We start from the raw sequence: 19953 nt of genomic DNA, 5'->3' as shown, positions 1-19953 counted from the left end.
TATAAGTGGCTTTACACTCCGCCTATTTATTCAGCGTGGGATCGATTACGCCGGCGTCAAACTCAGGATTGAGTCGTTTGTAGAGCGGGGTTGGCTCAACCGTAACAAATACCTCTAACGTAGGGCCGACAAACAATTCCAGCAGGTGGCCGCCGTGGCTGATGCCGTCCTCGGTAGCCAGGTTAAGGTGGGTGTGGGCAACCGGTTTGCCATTAAACACAGCAATGTCACCCACCATAGAGGTAACCTCAGCTTCACTAATAGGGATCACTTTGAACTGTTTGCGCTTGTAATCATACCAGCCTACCTTGGCCGATTTAGCATCCCCGATGGCTGTGTAGTGGGCGCTTTTTACGTCATACTTCTGGGCAAACTCGGTCAGTCCAGACACAACTTCATCACCCGTAGAGAAGATGACGGCGTATGTTTTTACGTTTCCGTTGGTACTCAGCAGCTTCACTTTCACCCCCGGCGATCGGCCTGTCTGAGCGGGCTTAACGGGCGACACATAATCCTGCGCCTGGGCAGCCCCTCCAATGCCTGCCAGCAGTAAGGCAGCGACAACATAATTCGTCCAGAGTATTTTCATAACGTTCAATTTACTGAGTTAACCCAGAATCTCAGGCTTGGTTTCGGCTAGCGGTCCGAAACTACAGCAGATGAACGTATCATAGTCTATCCCCAAATGGGAATGACAAGCCAAAGACTAATAATTGGCTGTCTATTAACTTCAAAACCCGGCGATCTGAAAAACTATACCGCAGTTTTTCAGATCGCCGGGTCTAATGATATCGCCAAACGGATACGTAACGACTTAAAACAGCTTCTCCTGAGGTGGTTTTACTCCCGCTAACCGCAGGTAAACAGTGGTCTGACCCCGGTGGTGCGTCTGGTGTTCGAAGAGTTTGGTCAGCACCATGGCTCGGCTCATCTCAAAACGGTTAAACAACTTGGTCTTTTCAGCCATCTTTTCTGGCGTCATTGTCTTGACGTTATCGATAACAAAATCGTAGCCCGCCAATACCAGCTTGGTAATGTTCGCTTTCGATTTATCGGTTGTCGATTTTTCCAACTCCCCCTGGCCGTAGGGGCTTTTAGCACCAGTAGCCGCTGCGATGAAGCCATAGTTGCCATCGGTCAGGTGGAGCATTTGCTCGGCAAACGAGCGCATCTCCGGCGTGGGCTTCAGGCTGTACTTATCGTCGGGCATGGCGTCCAGGTACTCGTTGGTGTAGGCTTTAGCCCGCTCCCACTCCTTTACGGTTTCGTCAACAGACGATTGTGCCTGGGCAAATTGAACAAGTCCCAGCGCCAGGCACAGGGTCGAAAAAAGGTAGACTGCTTTCATTATCTGATAGGTTTGACTTCGGCAAAGATGGGACAATCGGGTTAGGGAACCCAATACACTAGGTTAAGGAACCGGCGTAAAATCAGCTCAGTAACTAGAGGACGGGAACGCGAGATTTTTCTGGATCTTGCTCAAAAATTCGGGTGTACTACCCAGACAGATAACTCTTCCCTGTAGGCTTTTTGCGGTTCTATTTTCCAATACCTGACGCTTTTGCCTGCTCCCGGCTAAACAGTATCCCCCGAATTTCGGGATAGCGTTCACGAATACTATCCAGCGCATCCTGTAGCCATTTCTTGTCCTGCCTATTCCTGACCTGCCCTGCTGGCTGGCCAAGTCGCGTCAGTAGAATTGGCTTCTGGCGAATGTCGTACGTGATGTGGGTCCGAATGGTGCTGTGCATAAGCTGGAATCGTGAAGCAAACGAATGACTCCGGTGATCGTCGGCCCGGGCGGGATCGTCTACGGCTTCGACCCCAATCCAATCAATACAGTCGGCACCGGGGTAATACGCAATAATCGTCGAGGGCTCTGTAGGGCACCATACCCACGTTACGTTGGTTACGTTACGCTTGTGGCTAAACCGAACAACGTATTGCCAGGCCTGCCGATACAGCGCGAGCAGCTTCTCATTGCCGGTCCCCCACTGGCGGGTCGTATCGTCGAAGCCCGGCGCAAACGACAGCAACACCGGCCGACGGTAGCGCTTTATCTCGTCAAAAAAATTGATTAGTACCGTATCGCGCTTTCCTTCCTTAACTCCCAGCAGCCAGCGTTCCAGGGCTCGGGACGTCTCTGTCTCCGGCAGGGCTGGCTCCAGGTACAGCAGCGGTAACTGATTGGATGCAACCGACCAGGCTGGGGACGTAATAAGCAGCTTTCGGTCTGTACCTTTCGCCGACGAGTCCGGACTGTCAGCATCCGTTACCAAACTGGAGTCTGCTGTGACAGGCATGACCGTTGTCCGCTGACTGGTCGGCCATGCCAGATGCTGAGGTGCAATAACCATATCTGGCAGGAAAACCCGTTTCGGGCTAGCGCTCATACTGGTATCTGCCCGCGTGGATGTGTCCCGCACGGGTTCATCGGCCAGCAGTCCGTAGTAAAAGGGCTGCGTCGTAGCATGCTGAATATCGTTCGTGATGTCGGCCGATCGTTTCTTCTGATCATACGCAATCAGCCCTGTCGTCAGTAACAGCACCAGAACAGCCAGCGGGATGGCCGAAATACGCAACCAGCCGTAGATACCATGCCGTACGTACCAGGCCGCCAGCCGGAATATACGCATGCCCGACCGCGGGAAGGTCTGTCGCTGTACCCATTTTTTCACGACGGCCAGTGACTGCTCCTGCCCGATGACCACATTGATTGTGAGAATGAGTACGTTGAGCAGGGAAAAACCGATCATTAGCTGCGAATAAAAATTACTGACCGCAAACCGACCGTAGTGATAAATGCTGTACCCAAGGGCACCCAGAGTCAGACCGATCATCAGGATATTGGGTAGACACAGCAGCACGTTATTTCGCAGCCGGTCCTGCTTGGGCGTTGGCAGGTATGGCACCTCGACTCGGCAGATCGTGTAGATCAGCCCCAGCAGGTATACCCACCAGGTACCGCTGCTGAGAATACCGCCCAACACGTGAAAACCGGCTTCATGCTTCTCAATCAGCCACCGCTGGGCGTACTGGCGAATTAGTAACGTAGTCGTAAAGAGCGGTAGGAAAGCCGTCGCAAAAACCATGAGGTCCAGCTTCAGCGGGAGCCGCATCATCACCAGCGCCAGAATCGGGATGAGAAGGTCGATTAGTTGTACTACTCCCGTCAGGTAATGCAGCGGCATAGTCAGGTAATGCAGTCGCTGCCGCCAGGTGAACGCGCTGAACAGCCGGGGATACGTAACAAACAGGAGCTCGAACGTACCGCGCGCCCATTTCAACTGCTGTTTGTAATAAGCCGACAACGTAGCCGGAACCAGACCGTATGACAACGGCAGGGGCACATAAACCGATTTCCAGCCTTTGGCGTGGAGTTGCATGGCCGTATGCATATCTTCCGATAGGCCAGCTGCGTGCCCGCCAATCGAGTCGAGGGCATCCCGACGGAATGTACAGTTCGCCCCAATGGCCTGGGCTGTGCCGTAGCTGCCCATAGTGGTCATCATTGGTCCGTAAAATGTATACGTCTGCTCGGTAGCGCCGTAGGCGACCAGGCTTTCTTTTCGGTTATAATACCCTTGAACGCATTGGACAAAGCCGACCTTAGGGTCCTGAAAGTACGGCAGCACATGGTCCAGAAAATCAGGAACGGGAATGTGATCGGGGTCCAGAATCAGACAGATATCGCCCTCGGCTACCTGGAGCGCGTTGTTGATGTTGCCGGCCTTGGCGTCTTTCCTGTCATGACGAACAATGTGCTCAACGCCCAGCTCTTCACAGATCATACTCAGGTAGGGGTCACCCTCTTCGTCGCACAGGTAGGTAGTATGAGGATAGTCTATATTCTGAATAGCCCGCAGCGTATTGATAACCATCTCGTAGGGTTCATCCGCGCAGTAGGTCGTAAAAATATCGACGTGCCAGTGCCGGTTGATGGCGGCCGGTTTGGGCGGAACAACCTGCCAGTAGTGGTACCATTCGTGCAGTAATCGGAACAATTTAAGGCAAATCGAGACCGATAGGAGGACAAACAGCAGGGTGTATCCCCGGTTCTGGGGCTGAAAATACATCCACAGGAACGCGCCCATAAACAGCATCCCAATCAGAATCAGGATACGGATTGGTGTTCTATCCTTCTTTCGGTACGAGAAATTGTAATTCTCGTTGGGGGAAGGTTCCGTAAAAACAGGCCAACTCATAGGCATGGTCTAGCTAATACACTCTCGGCTCACGAAATCCCCCCGACGCCGGTAGGATCAGCGCCCTGCTCACCTTGTCGTGGTGAACAAATATACGCTCTGCACACACTTGTGACGTTGAATTGCCCGATTCGTCAGTGACTAATCGGCGGAATCGCGTATAAAGTAAAGAATACGTCCTGCATACCTGTTTGCATTTATGTCCGTTGTGCCCGTTTCGACAACGTACTGAGCTCTCTTTTCCGAATGCGCGTAGTACCTATTTTCCTGGTTTTCCCCTTTGCCTGGCTCTTTAGCACCTGTCAACAGAATGGTACGGCCGATTACACCGTGTACCACCGCGACCAACCGACATCGATCTATTTCAACGGTCGGCACTATAGCCTGCTGCGCTACGGGAAGCCTTATTTTATCCACGGAGCCGGGGGGAAAAGTCACCTGGAGCGGCTGAAACAAAGTGGGGGCAACTCCGTTCGAACCTGGGATGATATTGACGGCGAACAAATTCTGAATCAGGCGCAGAAGCTGGATCTCACCGTACTGTTTGGCCTCTGGGTCGAGCGGGAAACGGATGGATTTGATTACAACGATCAGCAGGCTGTGGACCGGCAGTACGAGCGGATTCGCAAAACAGTACTGAAGTATAAAGACCACCCGGCCCTGCTGATATGGTGCGTGGGCAACGAATGGTCGCAGGACGCTACCAACTTCGACGTCTTTGACGAAGTCAACCGGCTGATCGCGCTGGTTCATACGCTGGACCCGAATCATCCTGTCACTACGGCGATCTCGCCCGACAGCGAGCGGTCGATCTGGCTGGTGCGGGAGCGCTGCCCGGAACTCGACATTTTATCCGTCAACTCCTATGGACTGATGCCCGAGCTGGCCGGATTTCTGGAGAAAGGTGGCTGGACCAAGCCCTACCTGATATCCGAGTTCGGGGCCAAAGGCTACTGGGAAGAAAAGACAACTTCCTGGAAAACACCCATCGAACCGACCAGCAATCAGAAGAACGACTTCATCGACCGTATCTATCGCCAGTACATTGGTTCGCACCCGACAAACTGCTTCGGTTCGTATATTTTCTATTGGGGGAACAAGCAGGAAGAAACGCACACCTGGTTCAGTCTCTTCGACGAAAAAAGCCACGAATCACCCCAGGTTGAACTGATGCAGGAACTGTGGACCGGAAATCGGCCCGCCAACCGGGCTCCGGTCATTCATAAACTGGTGGTCGATGGCTCAACTGCCCTCAGCCAGTCTTTTCCAGTAGCGACGGGACTTCACCGCGCCCAGATTCTGGCGACCGACCCCGATGGCGATACGTTGTCTTACCGCTGGGAGATCAAACTGGCGGCAAAAAACACGTCCGATTACATCAATACCAGCCGCCCCGCTATCAGCGGGCTGATCCGTTCCACCAACGGCCCTTACGTGGATTTTGTCCTGCCCCAACAACCGGATGCCTATCGTCTGTTCGTGTACGTCTACGACACCAAAAACCACTTCTCAACGGTGAACTTAGCCTTTCGCGTCACCGCCGACGGAGTGACCGCCGAGTAAGCTTAGCGACGTCGTGGCTCGTAAATGAGCCGGAGAAAAGAACTAGCGGTACCCGTGCCGTTCACAGGCAGGCTGCTCACCAGGCCAAGAAGCAGGTTGTTTTTCAGGGCTATGCGCACTTGCGGACGAACAGTCTGCTCCTGGAGGGGTCCATTACGGTATTGATAGAGTTCGACCCCAACAAAGGCTTTATACTGGGGAATGACGTAGTGCAGAGCCAGGTTAAGCTCGTACCCATCAGAACGGATAGCGCCGTGCATCGGCAATTGACCGCCCAGTGCGGCATACACCAAACTGTTCCAGTGCCGACCCCACTTTTTGGCGGCTACCAGGAACGGGTGTCCTTCCTCTGTAGTGAATATAGCTTTCCCCGCGTGAATCCCGCCCGAATTGACGACCAGTTCATTGGTATACCCAATCGCCAGTGAGGTTTGCCAGGGGCGAATTACGGCATATGTCCACTGAACCGACGTTTTGATACTATGCACCCGGAAGGTCGTCGTTGGTAACTCCTGACTGGACGTGGGCACCAAAAGCTGAAACGGGACCTCAACTTCCAGGCCGAGTCGATTGATCGGTGCAAATTCGTATTCGACAAACGGATGCCAGGACGTCATTCCTCCCTGTCGGCTGAACTCGGTACCCACGTTCCATTCCCGTTCTCCTTTACGGGCGCCCAGATCCCGGACCAGATCCAGGTACAAGGGTTCGGCGTGAGAGATCTTAGTAGCTTTACTGGACGTACCGACCGAGCTGGGTACGGTATCAGCCGCAGTAGGAAGCGGGTTGGTTGTGCTTTGCCCCCAACCTGTTAAATAGCTTATACATAGAATACAGATCCAATAGATTGACGCCTTTTTCATGCCGTTTGCCGTTTTGTTAAGGCAAAGCTCCGGGGCATTTCTGGAACCAATCTGGAATTCTAAAACTGAACGGAAATCACAAACAGATTCGCTTCCAGCGTGATCGTCGGCGTAAATTGATACGTATCGCAGATGGATTTAACAATGGCCAGGCCCAGGCCCAATGACTGGGGTTTATCACTCTGTTTGACAAACCGGCCGAAAAGCATTTCAGGTTGGCCCGCCACCGAAGCCGTGGTATTTTCGATACGTAAGCAGCGATCAACCAGTTGAATGGTGATTGTCCCCCCGGCAACGGCGTGGAACAGCGCATTCCGAACCAGGTTACGAACCAGAATTTCCATGAGGTACTGGTTGGCGGCCAGCTTGAGATCACCCTGACTGGTCAGTTGAACGTGCAGTTCCTTCTGGTCGGCCATGAACTCGTATTCGTCCACTGTCCGACGTACTATATCACCCAGATTGACTAACTGCGTATCGCCAAACTGCTGATTGTCGATTTTACTGAGAAGTAGTAACGCCTTATTCAGGGCCGATAACCGTTCCAGTTGCTGGGTCAGTAACTCCAGGGCCTGGGCGTCGGCCGGCGTTAGCTCAGGATTTTGAATGAGCTGTTCCGTCTGGTGCAGTGCAATGGCGAGGGGCGTCTGAATTTCGTGCGATGCGTTTTCGACAAACTGCTTCTGGTACTGATAGGAGCGCTGGTTGACCGTTGTCAGGTTGGTAATCGTCTTGTTCAACTCTTTAAATTCCTGAACCGAACTCGTGGGCAAAAATAGCGGATCGGGCTGGTCGATCCGGAATGCCCGCAGCTGGGCCAGCGTTGAATAGAAAGGTTGCCAGAGCCGCTGCTGCAGGAAAAAATTGAGCAGAAAACTCAAAAGCAGCAGCCCAACAATGACAGCACCGGTACTGAACGCAATAACCTCGCCCATGTCCTCCAGGTCGAGCAGCGACATATGGATTCGTAAGCGATAATAGACACCCTTATGGATGAATTTGGTAACCAGTTGCCGATGGGGCTCGTACTCCTGCTCTACCAGTTCATACACGGAAATATCTTCCATATGCTCCCGCAGTGCCAAATAAGCCGCTTGGCTGATGGTATCCAGCTGAAAATCGTTGGCTATGGCCGAGTGAGTTACCAGCGGATTCGGCTGCGCAGCGATGCTGGCCAGTATCTCCAGTTTTCGGTTCTGTAGCTCCTCTCCTATTTCGTCCTCTACCTCCTGACTCACCTGGTCAAAGATGTAAAACCCGCTGCTAATAAGAGCAACAAAGAAAACCAGCGCGCTTAAGAGCGTGCTACGGGTAAGAAGTCGCATAGCAATCCATTAATGAGAGATGTCAGTCGGCCAGGAATTTGTAGCCGATGCCATAAACGGTCTGAATATCCAGTTCGTAGCCAACCTGACTGAATCGTTTGCGCAGGTTCTTGATTTGGGAATAAATAAAATCGTAGGAATCCGACTGATCTGCGTTATCGCCCCATACGTGCTCCGCCAGCGCCGATTTCTTAATCACCCGATTTTTATTGGTTGCGAACAACAGCAACAGATCGTATTCTTTTCGATTCAGGCTAACGGGCTGATTATCGACAAAAACGGTGCGGGCTTCGGTATTGATGCGCAGGCGGCCGACCTCCAGACTAGCCGACCCCTCAAATTTCGTCCGGCGTAGAATAGACTTGATGCGGGAGTTGAGTTCAGCCAGGTGGAACGGTTTGGGGAGATAATCATCAGCGCCTAAATCCAGGCCGGCCAGTTTATCTCCCAGCGAGTCTTTCGCCGAGATGATGATAGCCCCCGTTTCCTGATGTTCCTGTTTTAACTGGCTCAGAATATCCAGGCCATTACCGCCGGGCAGCATCAGATCGATTAACACACAGTCGTACGCATACACGCCAATTTTTTCCTGTGCCTGCTGGTAAGTCGTTGCCGTTTCACAGATATGGCCCTGACTCTGCAAAAACTGGGTTATGGTCTGACTAAGGCCCGGCTCATCTTCAATGACTAATAATTTCATACAGTTGCTGATCGACTTCCAAATTAAACCCGCAAATCTGGAAAGAATCTGGACAAACGGATACGAATTGATTCAGGACAGCTGTTCGAAACCCGAAAGTACGTCGTCCCTGATTGACAGTCACCATTACGTATTTAGCAGAGCATTTCGGAGGCCAGTTTTGCGTTGACGTACCCTCAGCCGGTCGCCTAGAGAATGGCCTGTCGGTACGTCTTTATCTCAGAGAGAGATATTTTGTAGGCCAGCGTCAGCCCGCCATAAATGCTGCCGCCCAGCACGACTTCGGCAATGGTGTTGGCCAGCCCTTCGTAGCCAACAAAGATTTTGTAGAGCGTTACCGCGCCAACCATAATCAGGCAGAAAATAAGTGGCTTGGCAATATTGCGAAGAAATACACCCATGAAATCGCCAACCAGCATGTGCACGATTACAAAGTTGGCAATCAGGTTCAGCAGCGTTGCGAGCAGAAAGGCCATTGCAATACCCGTTACGCTCCAGTACGTCCCCAGTACATACACCAGCGGAATTTTCACGACCAGCGTTCCCAGGTTCAGGTAAAACAACAGGTTCGGTTTCCCTTTGGTGAAGGCCAGCGTAAAGAGCGGATGGCTCAGACAGGTAAAAAATCCCACGAACACAAAGATTCGGATCAGGTCAATCGTTTGCTCCCAGCCCGGTCCGTAGAACAGCGGCACAACGCTCTCGGCCGTCACGAACAGACCCGCCAGCAGCGGCAGGTTGCAGTAGCTGATAAAATCCAGAATCTTAAGATACGAGTTTTTCAGACCCGCCGTATCCTCTTTCATCTTGGCCAGAATGGGATAGGCGACCTGTAAAATGATCGGGTTAAGTTTCGTGATCGGAAAAATAGCCAGTTGGTAAGCGATGGTATAGTACCCCAGCAGCTTGACCCCCAGCATTCCGCCGATGAAGATGTTATCGGAGTTGGACTGAATGAACCCCAGCAGCCCATCGCCCAGGTTATACATCCCGAAACGGAGGTGTTCCCCCGCTTCGCGCAGATTGAACGACAGCATGGGTTTGAACAGCGGCCAGCCCAACATAACCTGCAGGATCGTCCGGACGGTCTGCCCAACCAGCGAGCCGATAATCATCGACAACTCCGCAAAGCCATTGAACGCCAGTGCAATCGTCACAGCCGAGCCGATCACCGTTCCGAGAATATCAACGGTAGCTACTGACCGGAACCGGAGTTCTTTCTCCAGCAGAAACATGTACAGCTGACCGAAGTAAACGATCAGAAAATAATAAGCAGCCAGTTTAACGACCCCTTCCAGTTTAGGCTCGTCGTAGAACGTAATGATATAGGGCGTGCTGACGTAGACGATAACGAAAATGAGCGCGCCAACCATCAGGTTGAGCAGATACAGCGTCGAGAGGACTTTCCGGTCACTTTCCTGCTTGTAGATGATCGAGTTGGAAAATCCGAGATTGGAAAAAATCTGGAAGAAGCCAATGATCAGATTACTGACGCTCACGATACCAAAGTCATCCGGCTCCAGCAACCGGGCCAGAATAGCGACCTGAACGAATTGAAAAACGGTGGAAATGGCCGTAGAAATGGTGATCCATTTCCCCCCGTTCATAGCCTTTTCTTTGTTACTCATTTATATACACACGCGGTAATTACGGCCTTCTTAATCTGTTCGGATCACTTTTTTCACAATTCGGTACTGATCCTGCCGGATATCGAGCAGATAAACGCCACCGGGCAAATCACTAAGATCCAGCCGCTCGCGGAACTGCCGGACAGGCTTGGCAAATCGAATAGGGTCGCTCTGCTTGCTGCCTTTGCTATCCACAACAACAATGCTAACCGGCGTAAAAACACCATTTTCGAGAACAATATCGACGTAGTTGGCCGCGGGATTCGGATAAACCTGCACAGTAGCCAGTCCACTATCCACGATTCGCTCACCCGATGCCGGCAGGACGAAGATAGGTGTTTCGGTAACAGTAAGTGGAATCATTCCCGTAGTGCTCACCCGTATTTCCTGCGTCATCGTCTCGCTTCCAATTCTGGGCGTACAGATCCGTACCGTATCACCCTTCGGGATAGCCAGGTTGTAGCGAGTGGTTCGGCCGTGTTCATCCGGCACCACCAATACGAAGGCCGATTTGCCGGCCAGGTCGTACCGATCCACCACAACCCCACTGGTTCGTTCGGCAGGAAGGGTTTCCTGATACCGATAATCACCCAGCAGATTTCGTACCTGGTATAAATAATCGGCGGCTGGTTTGCGCGTTTTATCACCGTTGATCAGCCCCATAGACGAAAACTGGGTTGGATTGGCCAGGTTATCATCGTACAGCTGGTAGAAGAACAGGCGATCGATACCGACCCGGGCGTAGACCAGGGCTGTTCGCAAGATCCAGTCGGCCTGGGTTTCCTGAACGCTCTTGCTACCAATCGCAATCGCTTTTAGCGGACTGCCCTGGTTCAGGTCGTAGCCCGCTTCCGTAATCCAGACGGGCATATCGTGGGCGGCCTGGTGAGCCACTTTCACAAATTCCCGCGCCTGTTCGCCCACGCTGGCTACCTCCGGCGCTGCCCCCCGCGACGAGCCGCCCCCCTGCGACGAAGCAGCGTCGTTGGCATACAGGTGCTGGTTCATCACATCCCAGCACAGATCAACCCGTCCGTCGGGTTTCAGGCCCCGGAACTCACGGCACCAGTCAATCATCCCCCGCACGTAGTCAGTGGAGGAAGCAGCCAGCCCCCCGATCACGACAATCATGGATGGATCGGCGTTTTTAATGCCAACGCCCGGTCCCAGCGTATTTTTGTGTCCGTCGTAAAAGGCCGACAAGTTGGCGGCATATTCGCGCGCGGTCTGGTACGCTTTGCGGCCTTTCCAGGTTTTATCCCGTTCGTTTTCGCATTCAATATAGCGAATCAGGCCCAGCCCGATTTTTTGGGTATTGATACCCGCCCAGGTTTTTACGGAACTGACCTTAACCAGCGCCGGATCAATCTTCTGGTTGTATCCGTACCGGGCCGCAAACTGAAACCCTACTCTGGCCTGCTCGATATACGACGCGGGCTCGGCTAAGTTCCGGCCATAGGGAGCCGGTACATTCTCATTATCCCGTTCGCCCGCAGGGTACGTATTCTCCAGCCACTGGGGAATGGTTTTCAGGCAGGCCAGCACCGTAATACCTTCGGCTTTACAGCGTTCGTACAGCGCATCATAGTTCCAGCTACCGGCGCCGGTGGGGTTGAAAGTATACTGGCCCGGCGTCGATTCCAGTTTTTCCCAATCCATATAGTGCCGGATAGACGAAAACGTTTTGACGGCCGGAATCCGGCTCTCGTCGATTTTCCAGGGGGCATTAGCATCTTCCAGATTCCACTCAAACGCATTCACGCCCACCATCTGTCTGAAAGGCGTAGGCCGAATGGGGGTAGGCGAAGGTGCAGCCCCCGCCTGGTGGGTCCCGTACAGTTCCAGTTCGTTGGGATACGCGCCCGATGTATTCAACACCAGGTAACGGGCGCCGGTAATGGGTGTTTTCAGATCGAAATTATCTGGATTTCCGGGGTCCGGACCAACCCATTTGTTGTAATGATCGCCCAGAAAACGGGCAATCGGTATCCGCTCCCAGCGGTCATTGATGATATACAGCGTTACGGGGGCCTCTTTGTTCTCGCCCTGACCATCATACATTCGGATTCGTTCGATGGTCATCTGCTCGCCTTCCAGCAATGGGTAATACGCGTCGTAATTGGCGAGTAGTTTGTTCCAGCCCGTATTGACGGCCTCCTGCGTATTGCCGTCAAACAGACCATCCAGTCCGTTCGTTACGTTGTTGAGTTGATACCAGCGTTTGGCATCAATCGGAATTTTTCCCGTCGTTTGTGGCAGGACCACGCTGGCCAGTAACGTATGCGTTTCGGCGGGGCCGATGAGATAAAATAGGCCCGCGCATACTACCAACGTTGTCAGTAGGCTTTTCATAACTATCATATCCATTCAGATCAACATCGTCCTCACTCCTCAATCTGTGCCCCCTGATATTACCTGATGTTCGAATTGGATTAGCGTACCAACAGTACCCGTCCTTCCTGCACGTACTCCCGGACCGTATTTTCCGAACTGGGCACCTCATACCGAATAATCCAGGTATAATGCCCCGCTTCGCACGGACTGCCCGCCATATTACCATCCCAGTGCTGCGTCAGCGCATTGCTGAAGAAAACCGGCTTGCCCCAGCGGTTATACACACTCATGGTAAACGACACCGAATGCTGCAGATAAACGCTTAGCTGATCGTTTACGCCATCGCCGTTGGGCGTAAAGACATCGGGAATATAAGCCGGTTCGGGTGGACACACATCGCACTGTTTCAACTGAATATCATCCAGCGCCATGTCGTTTCCGCAGCCACCCGCGCCCTGGTTGTTGATTAATCGAACGACCACCGGTTCCGCTACTTTAGGCGCCGAAAACGTAGTGGAAAACCGGCGCCAGACGGGCGTGGCAGTTACGTCAATAAAACCAAAATCGATGGTTTGCAGCACCCGCCCGTTGCTTGTCTCGATCTGAATTGTCAGGTTAGGTAAGGCATAGTCAGAACAGATACCCGGTTTCAGCAGATTGACGCCCCAGAGCGAAAACTCATATTTCGTACCTCCGCACAGGCCCGTCAGGGTCTGCTGATAGAAGGCTCCTTTTTCGTCGGCCGCGTTAATAACGAGCATGTTTCCCTGTACATCGCCGGGCGTGTGGTCTTCCGGGATGTTGTGCCAGGCATTATCGAAACAGTTGCCGGTTATACTGGGCGTCAGACCGTATTCCCCATTATCGGGGCAGACCGAGCTCGAAAATCGATACGTTGTTTCGTTGACCAGTTGATTACCGCCGGCCATCGTACCAAACGACTGATTGATAGGAGGTTCTCCGGCGACACCAGTACATTGCTGGGCAGCCGTATTTTGAACTACTGCCAAAAACAAAAGCCCCCCCAGCCAGCTTATCACTGACAGTCTGTTCCAAAGCCAGGAATTATTCTGGAAAAGTGTACGAAACAGCATTGTCATAATTAGCTATTAAGACGCTTTATTCCGTCGTCCGTCACCCAGAAAACAACCGGTATTCCTGGCTTGAGTAACTTATCATTTGCTACTAGCTACCAAACCGATAGTTTTGTGTACTAACCCAGCCGTTTATGTCCCAGTCAACCGTCGATTGTTTTACCCAGGCTGTGGTAGACTGGCTACCCGCCGAACCTGACTGGTCGGCGAATGAACTGGCAATTTTCCGATGCTACCTGCCTGATTTTATTTCCTTCGATAAACGTTTGCTGGCTCAGTTACAACCCGATGAATACAACCGGGCGCAGCGATACCATCGCTCCGATGACCGACGCCGGTTTGTGTACACCCGGGCGTTGTTACGCATGCTGATTGGTCGTTACGCCCAGCTGCCGCCGGTTACGGTTCCGATCCATGTGGGTCAGTATGGCAAGCCGATGCTGCCTCCGGAACTGGCTAAACATATCAACGTTACACACGCCGGAGACTGGGCTCTGCTGGCCGTTGGGCCGTCGGCGGTGGGCGTCGACCTGGAAAACAGTGCTACCGGACTGGTCTTTGCGGATATTGCTTCGCTTAGTTTCAGCCCGACGGAGCAGCAGTTTTTGAACGAAGCCTCCGATCAGCACGCTTTTTTCTTTCAGCTCTGGACCCGTAAGGAAGCGCTCATCAAAGCCACCGGCCGGGGGATCAGTGATACGCTGGCTGATATTCCCGCGCTGGATGGGCATCATACCGTCGCAGATGCCATTCTGGGTGAGCCGGGCTTCTGGCGTATTGCCAGTTTCATGGCAGCGCCGGATTATCCTGCGGCTCTGGCCTACCGCCCCACGCCGGCCCCCATCCGGTTCTATACCCTTGCGTCCTGGCTGTTCCCTTTTGACTAAACGTCATTTACGCTAATCGCTTTGCGGACAAGGCGATTAGCGTAAATGACGCCTTAAATAGTTTACGAACCAGCATTTTCGTAAACAAAACAAGTGACCTTTTGTAGCGAAAGCGGTCAAATAGGACAGTTCCCCCCGTCAACGTAGCTTGTTACGTTCAAGCTTTATTCCTGTTCGTTTGCCCATGCAGCGCTTCTTGCTGAAATTTCTTTACGTCGTAGCCACCCTGAAGTATCCCCGTATCCGTCGCGACCTGCGGTACTTTGTCCGGGATAACTACTTTTGCCGCATCAATCAGCTTCGTTTTCTACCCGATGATTACGTAAACCGCAAGCCGTATAAAGTCATTGATTATCACGGCGAATTCGACCAGGAGCTACGCTACGTCTTACCTTTCGCGTATTGGCATCACCTGAACGGCACCCTCCGGCAGACCATTTCCTGCACGGATACGAAACCGTTTTATTTCTTCAGCCAAGATCACGTCGAGAAATACCCAAAGCGCATCTGGCAGGCCGGGTACGATTACTACGATGTTCCTAACATGACCCACAGCCCTACCTTCGATTACAGCAAGTGGGCGCGGGTGCCGCTGAAAAGCCACTATCAGAACGATTGGTTTGTGTACGACAAGCCGCTGCTGATCATTGCTAATAAATACAATATTGAATGGGATCGTCCGCCCATTAACTTCCTGGACATCCCAACGCTGGACGCGATTATTTCGACCTACAAGGATCGGTATCAGATCATCTATAACCGGCCGCTTTCCTCGCAGATCGTTCTGGACAACAGCGAAATCATGGACCTGAACGAGCACGCCTGGCTGCGGGAAACCCACCCGGACGTCCTGCTGATGCACGACCTTCACGAGCAGTACCGCGACCGGGTTACCAATTTTAACCACCTGCAGTTGCTGGTGTATGCCAACTGCGACCGTTTTATCTCGATGCACGGCGGTACGGCGGCCCTGGCCAGTTATTTTGGCGGCATCAATATAATTCTGTCGCACCCCTCGGGCGGTATGGAGCATCCGTTCAACGAGTATACTACCATTTTTCCGGCCCTGTCAGGTGCCACTATTTTGCACGCCCGTACCCGCGACGAGGTGATGCCGTACCTGGAACAGCATTATTCACTCCCCCCCGGCCGACCTGTCTGACCATTCGCTCATAACTCATCTTAGCTTATGATTATTACCCGAATTACGAGCGGCCTGGGCAACCAATTGTTCCAGTACGCCATTGGCCGAAGTCTGGCGCTGCGGTACAACACGTCCCTTTATTTCGATCTGAGTTATTATTTACAGACGTACGAAACTGATACAGTACGATTGTTCAAACTGGACCGTTTCTCGATCGATTACCAGGTGCTGAATACGTCGCCTTATTTATACGTATCAAAATTCACTAAACTACTGCCCAACCGGAGTCTGAAACCTGTTTTCGCGTTTGTTCAGGAACAGCAGTTTCATTATGATCCGCGGGTAAATCAGACGAAAGCCCAGTTTGTTACACTGGATGGGTTCTGGCAGTCGGAGCGGTACTTTGCCGGGTATGCCGATATTATCCGGCAGGAATTGACGTTCCGGCGCACGCCCGGCCCCGCTTTTGGTGCCTATCAAGCCAGAATCGGTCAGACCGAGACGCCGATTTCGCTGCACATCCGGCGGGGAGATTACGTAAACCACCCGGAGTTCAGTCAGTCCTTTGGCTTTGTCGGGCTCGATTACTACCAGCGGGCTACGGCGAAAATGCTGGAACAGCATCCGAACGGGCATTTTTTCGTGTTTAGCGACGACCCAGCCTGGGTACAGGAAAACCTGAATCTAACCACGGCGCACACGTTCGTAACAAACACGGGCTCTGACGCCGACGTAGACGATTTACAGTTGATGAGCCAGTGCCATCACCATATTATTGCCAATAGTTCCTTCAGTTGGTGGGGTGCCTGGCTGAGTTCCAATCCGCAGAAAACAGTGCTGGCCCCACAGGCCTGGTTCCGCAACAAACCCGACTGGAATACCGCGGATCTTATTCCATCGCGCTGGATACGTACCTAATGTTACCTGACAGCTATTTTTCATTCTAAAGAAAGATTACAGCCTGATAGTCTGTATCGTACACTTTTTTGTTGCGGTAAGATGTAGCAGTCATTGTGATTTACCTCTTTTTTTATGATACATGGCTCCTCTCAAACATTTCCTGTCTAACCCTGCCTGGCTTCAGCAGCACGAGTTTCCGTTCACGTCACTTGATGAAGTCCCCCAGTCTGTTTTTGATGATATCAATGCGCGACTGGACCAGAAAATCAGCGCCGAGCCGTTGGTATCGGTTATGGTTATTGCCTACAACGAAGAAATCAACGTGCTGCGGTGCGTCAGCACTCTCTCAAAGCTCAAAACGACGATTCCCTTTGAGATCGTAGCGGTGAATAACCAATCCACGGACCGTACCCAGGAAACGATGGATCGGCTGCACATCAGGAATTTTTTCCAGCCTATTCAGGGATGCGGTCCTGCCCGGCAGATGGGCCAAGAGATGGCCGCCGGGAAGTACATGCTGCTGGCCGATGCCGATTGTTTCTACCCGACCAACTGGCTGGATGAGATGATGAAGGTATTGCAAAGGACCGGCGTGGTTTGTGTATATGGCCGGTACTCGTTTATCGCCAATTCCCAGATGCCCCGCTGGCAGTTGACGCTGCACGAAACTATGAAGGACGTTATTGCCGAGTTCCGGCATTACAAGCGTCCTTACCTCAATGCGTACGGCATCAGCATGGGCTACGTTCGGGAAGCAGGGTTGAAAGCAGGATACATGATGCACAACCGGACCTGGGGCGAAGACGGTCGATTGTGCTTTGATATGATGCCGTACGGTCAGGTCAGGCAGATGAAAGTCTCATCGGCCCGCGTCTGGACTGGCACCCGCACGCTGGCCAAAGACGGCACGCTGTGGCAGGCTTTCCGAAATCGAGCCAGAAAGGAATTCAACCGGGCTTTCTCGTATCTGACTCCCCTGGCTCCTCACGACACCAAAACCTCTGCCGACTAACTCCCTGAATACTACTTGTTTTGTAGAGATATGTTCGGTATTATCTCCCAATCGTTGCCTTCCTAAAAATTGGCGTAGCTAAGATTTTTTCACCGAAAACACCTTTTTTTCTGTATGTTACCGGCTCAACAGAAAGGCAATTTATTCTTTACTATTTCGCACATTTTCTAGCCATTTTCGTCTAAACAGACAAAAATGGCTAGAAAATGGCAACTAGACTGCATCAAAATAAATCATCTACCTGATTATACTTACTCCTTTGAGCATAAATTCGTAATTGAAATACGATCTGTATTTATTTTGCTATGTGACGCCCTGTCTGAGGGAGCGTATAAATGATAACATTGCTCTTCAAAGCCTGGTTATTATTCGTGCTCACCACAAGACTGACGTTCATGTCTGTAACTGCCTATCTTAACACATATCCGGCCCTGAAACGGTTGGTGCATTATCTGTTGATTCCGCGGAATCAGGCACGTCCCCGGCGTTGGGTTAATTGGGTTATCAACCCCTTCGTTCACAAGCGTCATCAGTCAGCCGCTATCAGTGCTACCGCCCGGCTCGATGTATTACCCTTCAACAAGTTTTCTATAGGTGCCCGCAGCACTGTCGAGGACTTCTGCGTGATCAATAACGGGGTGGGCGATGTTTTGATTGGCAGCAACAGTCTGGTTGGTATTGGCTCCGTAGTCATTGGCCCCGTCAGCATCGGTTCTGATGTGATTATTGCCCAGCATGTTGTTATATCCGGCCTGAATCATGGTTATCAGGATCCTAACGTACCGATTCGCAAACAGGCCGTTAGCCGGAAACAAATTGTCATTGAAGATGACTGCTGGATCGGGGCTAACGTAACCATAACGGCCGGTGTTCGTATTGGACGCCACTCGGTTGTGGCGGGGGGGAGTGTGGTCACCCGCGATGTCCTGCCCTACTCAGTCGTTGGCGGGAATCCGGCCCGGGTACTCAAATACTATGACGAAAAAATGGAGCAGTGGATCACGGCCGAACCAGCCAGCGCAACCGTCGTTAGTCCGTTAATCGGCCAGCCCGAATAAATACCCTGAAATTCAGGCGCCTTTGGTAACCTGCGCAGCAGGAATTCGTTGTTTGGCCAATACGTCAATTACTTCCTCAAATTCCTGCGCCCGCTGCTCCCAGGAATTATTTTTCGCCGTAGTTACCCGCTGCTCCCGGCGTTGGTCGTCCTCATCAGCCAGTGCCCGTTGCAGGGCCTGCGCGAACTCCTCCGGTTCCTGAGCCAGCTCAATTACTTCGTCGAAATCGTCCAGAATGGCAAACGGTGTCGAAACCACCGGCAACCCAGCTGCGAGGTATTCGTTAATCTTAAGCGGATAGATCGTGTACGTATGATCGTTACGCACGTAGGGGATCATAGCCGCTTTCATCCGGGCCAGCAAAGGCGGTAGCGCGTGCGGCTGATGTGGCGGGGTGAACGTAACGTTTGGGTATACAGAGAGCTGCTCAATGATTTTAGGCTCGTGCACCTCGCCCACGAACTGAAACAGCACGTCGGGCATCGTTTTGACGCAATGCTCAACCAAGGGCAGATCGACCCGGTCGTCGGCCGTTCCCAGATAACCCACAATTGGTTTTACGGTGGGCTTTTTATCGGTCAGTTGATTAGCCTGGTTAAAGAGCTCGAAATTCACCCCATTCTTCACGCAGAACGCATTCGGCTGAAGGAGTGATTTGGATTGCAGCAGCGCCGTCGACGTAGTGACAACTGCATCGACCTTACGCAGGTAATCCAGTTCATAGCGACCGCCATGCCGACCCATCCAGCGGCCAATCGTTATTTCGTCGAAGCAGTAATAGATGGTGGCCCACTCGTTGAGTTTTCCCAGCATGGGGAGGCCAAAGACCGGATTCAGACCGTTTACCACCAGCGGACGGTGCATATCAAGCTTTTTCATGACCCCCCGCAGCTGCCGCGTCAGGCGACCAACGTTCTGTTTCAACAAGGCATCATACGGAGACTCGGTTAGCCAGTTGATGGGCAGCATAACAGGTGGGGTCCAGACATAGACCTCGCCCCCGTTGGCCATTGTTTTCTTCACCAGTGGCTCGGCCCGCGATAAGGTTCGGCCGGGGAGCGACCGCTTACCCAGCAGATGCATGGCATAATCTTTCAGCGTGTATTGGTAATCGACGTACAGAACCCGGTGACGTACAGACAGCTCTGTCATGAGTTGTACGACAGCCTTCTGAAAATCGCCTTCCCAAGCGGTTTGTCCTACGCAGATGATGCAGTCAAAATTTTCCATGAATCCTTTT

General features: G+C 52.3%; 16 protein-coding genes. 6 read left to right on the top strand and 10 right to left on the bottom strand.

The window, feature by feature from the left end; translation table 11 throughout:
* Positions 1-22 precede the first annotated feature (22 nt).
* The 3 genes from HU175_RS12510 to HU175_RS12500 form a co-directional block, all read right to left on the bottom strand.
* Entirely contained in the window at positions 23-589 is a 567-nt protein-coding gene (locus HU175_RS12510; RefSeq protein WP_176566922.1) for a PPC domain-containing DNA-binding protein, read from the bottom strand.
* A 225-nt stretch (positions 590-814) separates the two neighbouring features.
* Complete coding sequence (locus HU175_RS12505; protein ID WP_176566921.1) at positions 815-1348, bottom strand: DinB family protein; 534 nt, start codon at positions 1346-1348, stop codon at positions 815-817.
* A 190-nt stretch (positions 1349-1538) separates the two neighbouring features.
* The gene (locus HU175_RS12500) at positions 1539-4205 is read right to left on the bottom strand and encodes a glycosyltransferase family 2 protein (RefSeq protein ID WP_176566920.1); all 2667 of its coding nucleotides are present in this window, start codon (positions 4203-4205) and stop codon (positions 1539-1541) included.
* Positions 4206-4451: 246 nt separating this feature from the next.
* On the opposite strand from HU175_RS12500, the gene HU175_RS12495 reads away from it, so the two are divergent.
* The gene (locus HU175_RS12495) at positions 4452-5768 is read left to right on the top strand and encodes a glycoside hydrolase family 2 TIM barrel-domain containing protein (RefSeq protein ID WP_176566919.1); all 1317 of its coding nucleotides are present in this window, start codon (positions 4452-4454) and stop codon (positions 5766-5768) included.
* A gap of 2 nt (positions 5769-5770) precedes the next feature.
* Here the strand turns inward: HU175_RS12495 and HU175_RS12490 are convergent, their stop codons facing one another.
* The 6 genes from HU175_RS12490 to HU175_RS12465 form a co-directional block, all read right to left on the bottom strand.
* Positions 5771-6631 carry an HAEPLYID family protein gene (locus tag HU175_RS12490; protein ID WP_176566918.1) on the bottom strand — a complete coding sequence of 287 codons (861 nt, stop codon included), beginning with the start codon at positions 6629-6631 and terminating at the stop codon, positions 5771-5773.
* Positions 6632-6690: 59 nt separating this feature from the next.
* A complete protein-coding gene (locus HU175_RS12485) occupies positions 6691-7956 on the bottom strand; it encodes a sensor histidine kinase (protein WP_176566917.1) in 1266 nt (421 codons plus the stop codon).
* A gap of 22 nt (positions 7957-7978) precedes the next feature.
* The gene (locus tag HU175_RS12480) at positions 7979-8656 is read right to left on the bottom strand and encodes a response regulator transcription factor (protein WP_176566916.1); all 678 of its coding nucleotides are present in this window, start codon (positions 8654-8656) and stop codon (positions 7979-7981) included.
* 188 nt (positions 8657-8844) lie between these two features.
* On the bottom strand, positions 8845-10284 hold the full coding sequence (locus tag HU175_RS12475) for an MOP flippase family protein (RefSeq protein WP_176566915.1): 1440 nt from the start codon (positions 10282-10284) through the stop codon (positions 8845-8847).
* A 30-nt stretch (positions 10285-10314) separates the two neighbouring features.
* Entirely contained in the window at positions 10315-12636 is a 2322-nt protein-coding gene (locus tag HU175_RS12470) for a T9SS type A sorting domain-containing protein (RefSeq protein WP_228724140.1), read from the bottom strand.
* A gap of 80 nt (positions 12637-12716) precedes the next feature.
* Entirely contained in the window at positions 12717-13628 is a 912-nt protein-coding gene (locus HU175_RS12465; protein WP_176566913.1) for a gliding motility-associated C-terminal domain-containing protein, read from the bottom strand.
* A 218-nt stretch (positions 13629-13846) separates the two neighbouring features.
* Here HU175_RS12465 and HU175_RS12460 point away from each other — a divergent pair, with 218 nt between their 5' ends.
* The 5 genes from HU175_RS12460 (at position 13847) to HU175_RS12440 (ending at position 18713) form a co-directional block, all read left to right on the top strand.
* Positions 13847-14599: a 4'-phosphopantetheinyl transferase family protein gene (locus tag HU175_RS12460; protein WP_176566912.1), complete on the top strand. Its 753-nt coding sequence runs from the start codon at positions 13847-13849 to the stop codon at positions 14597-14599.
* Between the two features lie 184 nt (positions 14600-14783).
* Positions 14784-15761: a hypothetical protein gene (locus HU175_RS12455; RefSeq protein ID WP_176566911.1), complete on the top strand. Its 978-nt coding sequence runs from the start codon at positions 14784-14786 to the stop codon at positions 15759-15761.
* A gap of 27 nt (positions 15762-15788) precedes the next feature.
* On the top strand, positions 15789-16661 hold the full coding sequence (locus HU175_RS12450) for an alpha-1,2-fucosyltransferase (protein ID WP_176566910.1): 873 nt from the start codon (positions 15789-15791) through the stop codon (positions 16659-16661).
* Between the two features lie 121 nt (positions 16662-16782).
* Positions 16783-17655 (top strand): glycosyltransferase family 2 protein, encoded by an 873-nt coding sequence (locus HU175_RS12445; protein WP_176566909.1) that lies wholly within the window; start codon positions 16783-16785, stop codon positions 17653-17655.
* Between the two features lie 395 nt (positions 17656-18050).
* Entirely contained in the window at positions 18051-18713 is a 663-nt protein-coding gene (locus HU175_RS12440; protein WP_176566908.1) for an acyltransferase, read from the top strand.
* Between the two features lie 12 nt (positions 18714-18725).
* On the opposite strand, the gene HU175_RS12435 is transcribed toward HU175_RS12440, so the two are convergent.
* Positions 18726-19943 (bottom strand): glycosyltransferase, encoded by a 1218-nt coding sequence (locus HU175_RS12435; RefSeq protein ID WP_176566907.1) that lies wholly within the window; start codon positions 19941-19943, stop codon positions 18726-18728.
* Positions 19944-19953 lie beyond the last annotated feature (10 nt).

Source organism: Spirosoma sp. KUDC1026 (assembly GCF_013375035.1).
Lineage (GTDB): Bacteria > Bacteroidota > Bacteroidia > Cytophagales > Spirosomataceae > Spirosoma.
This window is presented reverse-complemented; position numbering and strand designations above follow the sequence as displayed.